The sequence below is a fragment of the Proteus sp. G2300 genome (genome assembly GCF_009915965.1).
In the GTDB taxonomy this organism is placed as follows: Bacteria; Pseudomonadota; Gammaproteobacteria; order Enterobacterales; family Enterobacteriaceae; genus Proteus; species Proteus vulgaris.
The window spans coordinates 162,385-175,550 of sequence record NZ_JAABNK010000005.1; the positions used below are offsets into that span (position 1 = coordinate 162,385).

4 protein-coding genes are annotated in these 13,166 nt (G+C 37.7%); 3 read left to right on the forward strand and 1 reads right to left on the reverse strand.

All coding sequences use genetic code 11. The features are described from left to right. Positions 1–37: 37 nt before the first annotated feature. From dapB to carB, 3 genes are all read left to right on the forward strand, one after another. Positions 38–859, forward strand: a complete 822-nt coding sequence (gene dapB / locus GWI97_RS03065; protein ID WP_036932970.1) for a 4-hydroxy-tetrahydrodipicolinate reductase — start codon at positions 38–40, stop codon at positions 857–859. Between the two features lie 434 nt (positions 860–1,293). Next, complete coding sequence (carA, locus tag GWI97_RS03070; protein ID WP_036932969.1) at positions 1,294–2,457, forward strand: glutamine-hydrolyzing carbamoyl-phosphate synthase small subunit; 1,164 nt, start codon at positions 1,294–1,296, stop codon at positions 2,455–2,457. A 17-nt stretch (positions 2,458–2,474) separates the two neighbouring features. Beyond that, positions 2,475–5,702, forward strand: a complete 3,228-nt coding sequence (carB, locus tag GWI97_RS03075) for a carbamoyl-phosphate synthase large subunit (protein ID WP_036932968.1) — start codon at positions 2,475–2,477, stop codon at positions 5,700–5,702. Between the two features lie 161 nt (positions 5,703–5,863). Here the strand turns inward: carB and GWI97_RS03080 are convergent, their stop codons facing one another. Beyond that, positions 5,864–12,979 carry an Ig-like domain-containing protein gene (locus GWI97_RS03080; protein ID WP_161751837.1) on the reverse strand — a complete coding sequence of 2,372 codons (7,116 nt, stop codon included), beginning with the start codon at positions 12,977–12,979 and terminating at the stop codon, positions 5,864–5,866. Between the last annotated feature and the right edge of the window lie 187 nt (positions 12,980–13,166).

The following is a 13,166-nucleotide window of genomic DNA, read 5'->3' on the forward strand; positions in this document are numbered from 1 at the left end:
ATAGAGATCATAAGTATTGTTAAGGAGAAATTTAGTTATGTCTGCAAAAGAACTTCGTCTTGCTGTTGTGGGTGCAGGTGGACGCATGGGACGCCAATTAATTCAGGCAATTTCTCAACAAGAAGGAACCGTGCTAGGTGCTGCTTTTGAGCGTACAAATTCTTCATTGATTGGCTCGGATGCGGGTGAATTGGCTGGCATTGGTCATATTGGTGTCACAGTATCCGATAACCTATTAGCACAAGCGCATGCATTTGATGTATTAATTGATTTTACACGCCCAGAAGGCACTCTTTCACATATTGAGTTTTGTGTGGAACAACAAAAAGGCATGATTATTGGCACGACAGGCTTTGATGATGAAGGTAAAAAAGCCATAGATGATGCAGCAAAAATTATCCCCATCGTGTTTGCTGCCAACTTTAGTGTTGGTGTTAATTTAGTGCTTAAATTACTTGAAAAGGCGGCTAAAGTGATGGGAACCTACAGTGATATTGAAATTGTAGAAGCACATCATCGCCATAAGGTTGATGCTCCATCAGGCACTGCATTAGCAATGGGTGAATCTATTGCCGATGCATTAGGCCGTGATCTTAAAAAATGCGCTGTCTATGAGCGAGTAGGGTATACAGGAGAGCGTGATCCCCAAAGTATTGGTTTTGCTACCATTCGTGCGGGGGATATTGTGGGTGAACACACCGCGATTTTTGCTGATATTGGCGAACGCGTCGAGATAAGCCATAAGGCTTCTAGTCGAATGACATTTGCAAATGGCGCAGTAAAGGCGGCTATTTGGCTAAGTTCTAAAAAATCAGGTCTTTATAATATGAAAGATGTGCTTTCTTTAGAGGATTTATGATTTATTGTTATTTGTAATATATTGAAAGCTCATGGTTATTTTTTTAACTATGAGTTTTTTTCTTTTGTTGATTATTTTTTTCTCTTCTTTCTTGTTTTTCTTGTTTATCCCTTGCTTTTTCCTGTTTTTTTTCTAAAAGTAGACAGTATTCTGCTGTATTTCCTTTTAAAGTCTCATTTTTAAATTATCTTAGTAAGCAAACGGTTAAATTCGTAAGATTTGTTATATTAATTGTCACTTGGTTGATTAGATTGCTAATGGTTGATGTTTTTTTAATTAAAAAGGTGTTTTTTCTAGACATCTGCCTAAGGGATCTTTAGAATGCGCCCAATTTGCCAAAAATTTGCCCAATTTTATGTTTTTGGCATTGATTTAGAGGCTTAAATCTGAATTAATATGCATGAAATGTGATTTATTATTCTCTGGAGGGCGTTTTGATTAAATCAGCTATACTGGTTCTAGAAGATGGGACCGAATTCCACGGCAAGTCGATTGGCGCAGAAGGCGCCGCCATCGGTGAAGTCGTTTTTAATACTTCAATGACTGGTTATCAAGAAATATTAACCGACCCGTCTTACTCCCAACAAATTGTTACTCTCACCTATCCCCACATTGGCAACACCGGCGTTAATCATTCAGATGAAGAATCAGAAACCATCCATGCTCAAGGCTTAATTATTCGTGATTTACCATTAGTGATGAGCAATTATCGTGCACAAGAAACATTATCTGATTATCTTAAACGCCATAATATCGTTGCAATTGCAGATATTGATACACGTAAGCTAACGCGCTTATTGAGAGAAAAAGGCGCACAAAATGGCTGTATTATCGCAGGGGATTGCCTAGATACCCATGTTGCGCTCGAAAAGGCTAAATCATTTCCGGGTTTAAAAGGAATGGATTTAGCCAAAACAGTAACCGTTAAACAGCCTTATCAGTGGACTCAAGGAAGTTGGACACTAGAGAGTGAATTACCCAAAGCTAAATCAGCGAATGAATTGCCATTGCACATTGTGGCATATGATTTTGGTGTGAAACGTAATATTTTACGTATGCTGGTGGATAGGGGGTGCCGAGTCACCGTTGTACCAGCACAGACATCAGCACACGATATTTTAGCGCTTTCACCTGATGGTATTTTTCTTTCAAATGGCCCCGGGGATCCAGAGCCCTGTGAATATGCCATTAACGCCATTCAAACGTTTTTAACAACCGATATTCCTCTCTTTGGTATCTGTTTAGGTCATCAGCTTTTAGCGTTAGCTAGCGGTGCAAAAACCATCAAAATGAAATTTGGGCATCATGGTGGTAACCATCCTGTAAAAGATTTAGATAAAAATACCGTGATGATCACAGCACAGAATCATGGATTTGCCGTTGATGAAACTTCACTTCCTGCCAATTTACGTGTGACACATAAGTCTCTATTTGATGGTTCTTTGCAAGGTATTCATCGTACAGATAAACCTGCGTTCAGTTTCCAAGGCCATCCAGAAGCCAGCCCTGGGCCACATGATGCCGCACCTCTTTTTGATCACTTTATCGAGCTAATCGCGCAATATCGTCAAAACCTGCAATCAGTAACAACAAAATAAATCAGGAGCGAAAGAAAATGGCTAAAAGAACAGATATCAAAACAATCCTGATTTTAGGTGCTGGACCGATTGTTATCGGACAAGCGTGTGAATTTGACTATTCAGGCGCTCAAGCATGTAAAGCTTTACGTGAAGAGGGATATCGAGTTGTTTTGGTAAATTCAAACCCTGCAACCATTATGACCGATCCTGAGATGGCTGATGCAACGTACATCGAGCCTATTCACTGGCAAGTTGTGAGAAAAATTATCGAAAAAGAACGTCCCGATGCGGTACTACCGACAATGGGCGGGCAAACAGCACTGAACTGTGCTTTAGAATTAGAGCGCCAAGGCGTTTTAGCTGAATTTGGTGTCACCATGATTGGGGCAACAGCCGATGCAATTGATAAAGCAGAAGATAGACAACGCTTTGATAAAGCGATGAAGAAAATAGGCTTAGATACAGCGCGTTCAGGTATTGCACATAACCTTGATGAAGCGTTTGCGGTCGCACAACAGGTTGGTTTTCCTTGTATCATTCGTCCTTCATTCACGATGGGAGGAACCGGTGGTGGTATTGCCTATAATCGCGAAGAATTTGAAGAAATCTGTATTCGCGGTTTAGATTTATCACCAACCAATGAACTATTAATTGATGAATCACTGATTGGTTGGAAAGAGTACGAAATGGAAGTCGTGCGTGATAAAAACGACAACTGCATTATCGTCTGTTCTATCGAAAACTTCGATGCAATGGGAATTCATACGGGCGACTCCATTACTGTTGCACCAGCACAAACACTTACCGACAAAGAATATCAAATTATGCGTAACGCCTCGATGGCAGTATTACGTGAGATAGGTGTTGAAACTGGTGGCTCTAACGTTCAGTTTGCTGTTGATCCTAAAACAGGGCGTTTGATTGTTATTGAAATGAATCCTCGTGTCTCACGCTCTTCTGCCTTGGCATCCAAAGCAACCGGCTTTCCGATTGCTAAAGTTGCCGCAAAATTAGCGGTAGGTTATACCCTTGATGAGCTGATGAATGATATCACAGGAGGAAGAACACCTGCCTCTTTCGAGCCTTCAATCGACTATGTTGTGACAAAAATCCCTCGCTTTAACTTTGAAAAATTTGCAGGAACAAATGACAGACTAACAACGCAAATGAAATCTGTTGGCGAAGTGATGGCAATTGGTAGAACGCTACAAGAATCTATGCAAAAAGCGTTACGAGGTCTTGAAGTTGGTGCTACTGGTTTTGATCCCAAAGTCGATTTAGACGACCCTGAAGCATTAACCAAAATTCGTCGAGAGTTAAAAGAAGCAGGTTCAGACAGAATTTGGTATATCGCAGATGCTTTCCGCGCTGGATTATCTGTTGATGGTGTCTTTAATCTCACCAATATTGATCGCTGGTTCTTAGTTCAAATTGAAGAAATCGTTCGTCTGGAAGAAAAAGTCAGTGAAGTTGGTATAAAAGGATTAAGTGCTGATTTTTTACGTCAATTAAAGCGTAAAGGTTTTGCCGATGCGCGTTTAGCTAAAATACTTAACGTAAAAGAATATGCTATTCGCCAATTACGTGAGCAATATCAGCTACATCCAGTCTATAAACGTGTTGATACTTGTGCGGCAGAATTTGCAACTGATACGGCTTATATGTACTCGACTTATGAAGAAGAGTGCGAGGCAAATCCACATCAAAATAAACCCAAAGTGATGATCTTAGGCGGTGGGCCCAATCGTATAGGTCAAGGGATTGAATTTGATTATTGTTGTGTTCATGCGGCGCTTGCACTACGTGAAGACGGTTACGAAACCATTATGGTGAACTGTAATCCTGAAACGGTTTCAACGGATTATGACACCTCTGACAGACTCTATTTCGAACCTGTCACATTAGAAGATGTGCTTGAAATTGTGCGTATCGAAAAACCGAAAGGGGTTATCGTGCAATATGGTGGTCAAACACCGTTAAAATTAGCAAGAGCGTTAGAAGCTGAAGGTGTGCCAGTCATTGGCACAACGCCTGATGCAATCGATAAAGCCGAAGATCGTGAGCGTTTCCAAAAAGCGGTTGATAAATTAGGGCTAAAACAGCCTGAAAATACCACTGTGACCGCTTTAGAAGAGGCGGTAGAAAAAGCGCAATTAATTGGCTATCCGCTGGTGGTTCGTCCTTCTTATGTGCTTGGTGGACGTGCCATGGAAATTGTTTATGATGAAGTTGATTTACGTCGTTATTTCCAAACTGCCGTCAGTGTGTCAAACGATGCCCCTGTATTATTAGACCGTTTTCTAGATGATGCGATTGAAGTTGATATTGATGCAATTTGTGACGGTAAACAAGTCGTGATTGGCGGTATTATGGAACATATCGAACAAGCAGGTGTTCACTCCGGTGATTCAGCTTGTTCATTACCTGCGTATACCTTAAGCAAAGAAATTCAAGATGTGATGCGTAAACAAGTTCGTGAGCTTGCTTTTGAATTAGGTGTAAAAGGGCTGATGAATGCACAATTTGCGGTAAAAGGTGATGATGTTTATCTTATCGAAGTTAATCCTCGAGCGGCTCGCACAGTGCCTTTTGTGTCAAAAGCCACTGGTGTGCCATTAGCCAAAGTCGCTGCACGTGTCATGATAGGACAAAGCCTTGAAGAGCAAGGGATAACAAAAGAAGTTATTCCCCCTTATTACTCTGTAAAAGAAGTGGTTTTACCTTTCAATAAGTTTGCAGGTGTTGATCCTATTTTAGGGCCGGAAATGCGTTCAACTGGCGAAGTAATGGGAGTCGGAGCAACCTTTGCTCAAGCTTTTGCTAAAGCGATGTTAGGCAGTAGCTCTACGATGAAGAAAAAAGGTAGAGCACTTCTCTCTGTGCGCGAAGGTGATAAAAAGCGTGTTGTTGATTTAGCCACTAAATTGCTAAAAAGTGGGTTCGAATTAGATGCGACACACGGTACAGCCATTGTATTAGGTGAAGCGGGAATAAATCCACGTTTAGTGAATAAAGTTCATGAAGGGCGACCGCATATTGAAGATAGAATTAAAAATGGTGAATATGACTATATTGTTAATACAACTTCGGGTCGCCAAGCTATTGAAGATTCTAAGATTATTCGTCGTAGTGCATTAAGATATAAAGTCCATTATGACACAACGTTAAATGGTGGATTTGCGACTACGCTGTCATTAACGGCAGATCCGACGGCGAGTGTTATTTCCGTTCAAGAAATGCATAAAAAGATAAGCAACGCTTAAGTTTGTTTGTCGTTTTAATTATGATCCTGAATAGAAGGAAACGTCTATTCAGGATTTTTTATTTTGTCATTTAAAAATGGCTGATAATAAAAAGAAAACACCCATAATATTTAATTTTTATGGGTGTTAATAAAAGCCTATTTTTTTAATAAGTTAACTGTCTAACGTATTGATTTATTATAAATTACATGGACATTATTGCCTTGTGCGCTACCTGAACCTTCCCAAGTAACAGCTTGTTGGAATTCTTTTTTCACACCATAGATCTCCATTTCGGTGATTAATGTTGCTGAGCCTGAATCAGGGGCGCCTATGGGACGTTGATAACAATCTTCTTTCATTGCGAGTGAAGGATAGGTGTCAGCTTTGGAATCATTATGAATAGAAGAAGAATAACTAGTGCTATCTTTATAATCTACTTCATTTCGACTGGAATCACCTTGAATATTAACAAGCCTATGAGAAATATGTACAGGATATAAGAGTTTATTCGTTCCGAATCCGATTGACGTTACTGGAACAGCCATAACATGAGTCATGGGCTCTGTGGCTAATGTCCGACATGAACTCGTCAACTTACCGTTATTACTTGTTTCAACAAAATTGATGTGTCCATCAAAACTATATTCCATAAATTGTGGAGTAACAGGTTCTACTTTTAATGGATAAAACTCAGGGTACTCTTTATTACTATTTCCCCAATCGAATGCAATCGCTTTGATCTCTATTTTTGCACCTTTATCGAAGAAGCTTTTTTCAGCGTGAAACGTGGTTGTTTTTTCTAAATTAGAAGTATCAGGAATATTCTCATTTTTACTATATGTTTTTCCATTAATCATTAATTCAATATTTACCGCTGTTTGACTAGCAGTGTCATCATCTTTTAGTTTCCAAGTTATTTGAATGGTGTCGTTATCATAGATAGGTGTCCAGCGAATAGTTTTTTGTGTTGAAACAGAAAGCTCTTTATCAAGGAATTGATTATCAACTCGACGGGCTATTGAGAGTATTTTTACACTAGGAATAGCTCTTACTTCAATTTCATAGCTTCCTTGAGAGGCTAAGAAATATTGGTTTTCCAAGACCTGTAATGAAATAACGCTTTTACCTTTACTTAGTGCTGTTATTTCTCCTGTATCTTTAATGGCGACAACATTAGGGTTCGATGAAAGCCATATTGCTTTTATTTCAGGAGGAATTTGTTTGTCAGGTTGTTGTACTTTTACACCTAATTGATCATCTGATAATACGACGCTTTTATTAGCAAAATTAATAACGAAAGTTCCTTTTTTTTGTTCATAATCAATAGTATGAGTATCTGCTAAGAATTGTTCAGTTGCCTCACTTTGTACTTTTATTTTTGTTTTCCCCGGCATTATGGCATTTAATACCCCTTTATCATCTACAGTGGTAATAGAAGGATTGTCGCTGGAAAAACTGACAGTGATATTTTTTGCATCTGTATTATCAAATCGGGTAAGTATTTTTTGAGTTATACCATCATTCCACGTTGATTGTATGTTGAGTGGAGACATGATTTTCAGATGTGGTTTCGCTTTTTCAATGACCAAAGGATAACTACTTTGAGCTGGTTGATATTGCTCGTTTCCTGACGTTTGCAGTGTAATGATTACTGTGCCTGCTTTTTTCATCGAGATTTTGCCACTATTGGTGTCAATCGAGGCAATAGCTGGCTCTGAGCTAGACCACATCACATTAATATTATTAGGTAATCCCGTATAACTTAATGCATTGATTGGCGCAGAAGCATAGGTTTCTTGTTGGATCTGCTTAGCAAATATAATGGTTGGTTTAGGAATAGTGACTTTAATGGTTAATGATTTTGCAATGGTGATCCCATCGGCTTCAGCCGTTAAAATAATATCTGTTTTAACATTCGAAGTAAGTGTGGTCTGGTAATTACCATTTCCTAATGGATTTAATGGGTTATGACTAAAGTTAGCTTTACCATTGATTGCTTTAATTGAAACGGTTTTACCATCAATAGTATTACTGTATTTATCCATTAAATTTACAGTAATTAAGGCGTTATCTTTATTATCACCACCAATTGATTGACGATTACTACTGAAGATTGATTTATTCGCATCGATATTAGCAGGAGTGACAGTGACATCTTGTATCGCTTTGTGATTGCTTAAATCAAGATACGCACTCATTTTTAAAATACCCGCAACATGGCTGGTCACTTTGGTTCTTGCGATACCGTGAGCATCTGTATAGGTACTAAAGTCATAGTCATCAGCTAAACCTTGTAATTTCCATGACACAATGACGTTAGGTAATATATTGTCATTAGCATCGACAATAGTTGCTTGATAATTAACGCCTTTATCACCAGCAATCATGGTCGTTCTATCTACATTAGTGGCTTTTATTTTCCATGTTGTTGCATCAGCACGAAGTTGCAAGGTTTTTTGTTTTTTGAAATCAACACCATTCACTTTGACACTTAATTGTGCTGTGCCGGATTTAGTCCCCGTTGCTTCAATTTCATAATGGCCCGGAGAGACTTGTTTAGCCGCGCTAAATTGTATCGTTGGGTTATTAGAGATCCCTTCAACTTGCTGATCAGGTAAAATATTACCGCCTTTATCTTTAATCGTTAAAGTGAGTAATGTCTTATCCGTACCATTGGCAATGATTGATGCAGGTATTAAGTTGATTTCTGAACGATTTTCATCCACATCATCGGCCACAAAATTGACATCAGGAGCGGGGTAACGACCTGAAATTAATATGGCGTTAACTTTAGCAATACCCGCAGGGTTACGAGTTAACTTAACCTCTGCAATACCTTTGCTGTCTGTAAATGTGAGTGGTTTGGCAAGTAGACTCTCTTTGTCCGTTGTCCATGTTACGTTGACGCCACTATTGACAGGATTATCATTTTTATCGCTGATATAAGCACTATAAGTGATGGTGTCGCCCGCATGAGGTTTTGTATCACTAATCACAAACTTATCAACTTTTGCCGTTTGACTATTAGGCAGAACCGTTAATAATGCAGTGTGTGTGAGTGTTACACGATCTATTTTTGCACTGATTGTTGTTTGGCCGGCTTTTAATGCGCTAACTTGTGCTTGATAAACCCCCGTTGAGATTTCTTTAAATGCTGTCGTTGTTGCCGTTAAATCAGTGCTGTAGCTAACGCTAATTTTATTCTCTAATCCTGTTAATAAATTATCGTATTTATCTTTTAGCGTTAAAGTAATGTGAGATTGTTCGACCTCAGAAATAATGGTGTTAGGAATAAGTGATAGCTGAGATTTATCAGCAGAAATGGTATCAGTATTAAAATTAATCAAATGATCAGCATCGAGAGATTGTTGGCTGTCTAACATTGCGGTCACTTGTGCTGAACCTGCTTGTGTGCTGATTAACGTAATTTCCGCTATCCCATTTTTATTGGTTTTACTGATAGGTTGTGAGAGTCGACCTAGTGAGGTTATCCAACCCACAGCAATTCCTTCCATGCCAGGGTTACCTTGCTTATCAACAATTTTTGCGCGAATAACCACTTTATCCGTACCATTTGCGATGACATCAAAAGGTGCGACCACATTAACTGCATTAATTGTGGCGTTTTGCTTATCAGCAATAAAACCAAGAGGTTGTGCTAAAGTAAATGTATTACTTATATTGGTATATTTAGCGTTAATGGTGCTAATACCTTCTTGTTTACCCTTGATTGAGGTTTGGTAAACACCGTTATCTATTTCTTTTATGGCGCTAAATTGAATAGTGGGGTTATCACCCGTTAGCGTTATCAATTTCTCTTGTTTTGGCACAGGATTACCGAATGTATCTTTTAGGGTAATAGTACCTGTGGCGAGTGATTGGCCATTGGCAATAATAGATTGCGGTTCAATCAAAAATGTACTTTGTGATGACTTGACCTGGCCTGCGATGAAGTGAATGTTTTGTGTTGCACTTTGGTTATTTTCTAATATTGCTGTGACAGTTGTTGGTAGGGCTTTAGTGCCTTTTATCTCTATTTTTACATCACCATTATCATCTGTTTTTGTCATGTTAGTGCTAAGCGTATTATGAGTTGAATGCCAAAATACAGATTGTTTGATTAATGGATTATTTTCAGCATCAGTAACATGCGCTGATAAGGTAATGGTATCGTGATTATCTGCTATCGCTTCTGTTTTATTATTTTCAGTCGTTAGGACAATATTAGCACTATTAGGATTCGCAATAGCAGTTAGGGCGAGTTGTGCTTTTTCTTTATTTTCAAGTGTAACGATAATTTCGGTTACACCTGCTTTTTTAGTGCGTATTTGATTGGTTGTTTGTCCTTGATTGTCAGTCACACTCTTTTGCTTATCGAGAGTTGCAGAGGCGTTGGATTGCCATTTAACGGTTACATTAGGTAATTTATTCCCGAATTTATCTTTTACTACAGCAGTTAATATCGCTTGCTCTGTATTATCTGCAACTAATTGAGTTTTATTACTTGTTAAGGTAATTAAACCGTGTTGATTATTAGCAATAAAGGAAATCGGTTTTGCATCAAATGATTCATTACTGAGTCTAGCGGTTACAATGACATCAAAAGCGTGAGTACTGGTTACTGTTGTTTTAGCAATACCTTGGTTATCTGTCGTTGATACCTCATTAATACCCACGATACTTTGATCTCGATTAGTAGACCAAATCACCTTGGCATTAGGTATTACATTGTGATTTTTATCTTTAACGATAGCAGTAAAAATTACGGGGGTATTGCCATCAGCAATATAAGGTGGGGTTGATGGTGTTACCGAAATAATTTTACCGTTGGAGAGATCAGCAATAAATTGGGTTGTTTTTTTTGTGGTTACTTTATTAACCAGCGCAGTGACCGTTACCGCACCTGATATTTTGCTGGTCATGGTTGTTGATGCATTACCTTGACTGTCTGTCAGTAGTTCAGTCTCTTTGAGTTGTGCTTGGTTGTCAGCTGATAGTTGTATTTGTGTATTGGAAACAGGATTATTATTTTTATCAATGATATTAAAAGTAATTAGCTTTTCATCAGTCCCATTGGCGAATGAGCTATTGGGATTAATAGTAAAGGTATTTATTTTTGCTGAGTTAGCATCGGCAATAAAATCAACATCAGTTGAATAGGTAATATTATTAACATTTACGCCTATCTCACTCTTACCAATATGAATATTGGTAATTGGAACAATAATTTTACCTTCAGAGTCTGTATTCTTCTGCCCAATAATCGTTGCGCCATTATCTGCAGTAAAAGAGACCGGATAGTTAGGAATTCTATTGGTATTAATATCGGTTACGATGACTTGAATTTTATTTTGGCTTTTACCATCAGCGGGTGCATGGTTTTTAATTACGGTTAACCCACCTTGAGCAATAATGGCTGAATGAGTATCAGCGACAAAAGTCACCTGTGCCTGATTAAAGATATTATCCCTGAATTTTGGGGTTAACGTTACAATTTCAGGTGTGCTTCCTGCGGTTATTGTTGCTTGATATTTTCCTGTATCAATTCGACTGAAATTTGAGACTCGACTATTGCCAATAGGATTATCGGATTGGATCTTTAGTGATAGTTCTTTTATATCGATATCAACGGGAAGCTTATCATTATCGAAAATTGATAAGGTGAGATTTTGTACAGAATGATTGTCTGCAGGAAGTTGTGTTGATTTAGGCGTAAATTGGCTATTTTGTGTATTGATAGCGGATTGATCAACCGTAATGTGACTTTGTACAGGATCAGAACGGTTGCCCTGTTCATCAATCGCAACGGCGTTTATTGTGTAGCTATTTTCTTCCGTTAAACCAGATAGATGACGCGGAAGGATTATGGAGTAATTAAGATTATTATTGTGATTAATTTTACCTCCGTTAGCGATTAAACGACTGGCAGACCATTCAATTTGTTTAACTGGATATTTAGAGTGAACTTGTACTCCCAAATCTTTTTCTTCTTTGGCATAACCATTGATTGTTGGTGTGAGGGAAAGGAAGACTAAGGTTTTCTTTTTATATTCCAAAACAATTTCATTATTTCTATTTACGAAATCATAGCGATTTCCTGACATTAAACGTGTTGATCGAACATTATTAGGATTGAGTTGTGAAGAGAGTGATTCACCGAGTCGATATTGGATACTGACGTCAAATTTATTATCACTATTATCATTTAATCCAAAACGACGTTCAGCACCAAATGTAATTAATGGCACTGGGGTATAGGTTAATCCAGCAGTATAAGCATGCGGATTTTCTTGGCGATTATCTTTACTAAATAAGCCAACTTCTTTTCCGTAATATTGCTCAAAAATAAGCTTAGCACCTAATTGCGGATAAGCAGGTAGATACCCTTCCGTTCTAATATCCCAACCATTTGCTGGGCGTTCATTATAATCCATCACATCGTCAGAAGTACGCCAGTTGGATAAGCGATGATAGTGATTTATGTTTAATTTAAAGTAATCTCGCCATACCTCAGCACCAATACCGAATCGACTATGATAGCGACTCAAATCGTAGTCATAAAAAGCATTTAAACCGACCATAAATTTATCGGTAAAATGACGATAGCCAATCCCTTGATTTAATTGACTACGAGCATTTTTGCGGTGATAACTGGTTTGAGTAAAAACTAAGTTTTTCTCACTATCATAGACAGGAATAAGAAGATCAGCAGAACTCCCTTCTAAAGTGAAATGTTTATCCGTGGAAAGTGATACTCGAGCATGGCCAAATTGATTAAGCCATTGTTCTATTTGTTGATTTGCTTTATTGGATATTCTGCTTATTGCATATTGTGTTGCATCGGCGTCTCTATTTAATAGAGAAGAATTATCGACAATAATTTGAGCCAGTTCTTGTCCGTTAGTGGTAGGAATAGAAGTATCTTGGTCATTGTTATTATTAAGCCATTTTTTTGTTGGTAAAGACTCATCGGGAATATTGAGTGTAATCCCTGCTTTTACTTTTAATTTTCCAACTAAAGAAACATAATCAGGATTAGCTTCAATAAGTTTAAACAACTTTATATTGAATTTTTTTGCAATTGATTCTGGCGTGTCATTTGCTTGAACCTGATAAGTGCTCTTTTTTTTTAACAAATTAATTGTCTGTTTTTCTTGGTTATTCTCTCTTGCAAATACATTGGCTGGAATTGTTGCTGAAATAGGAAATGCTAGTTGAATAAAGATATTAAACCAAGCAACTTTCTTTGTAATTGAAGAGAGTTGAGGTGTTAGTCCACTTTTAAATTTTGTCATTTTTAAACTCACCGTAACAAATAATGATGAGATTTTCGTATTTATATATGTTTTAGATATCAGAAAGTGAACTTGAATTAATTGATTTCTAAATATATAAAAATTAATGATCAAAAAAATAAAATAGATATAAAGATAAAAAGCCAATAGAAAATAATCTCTATTGGCTTGGTAATTGTAAATTAAA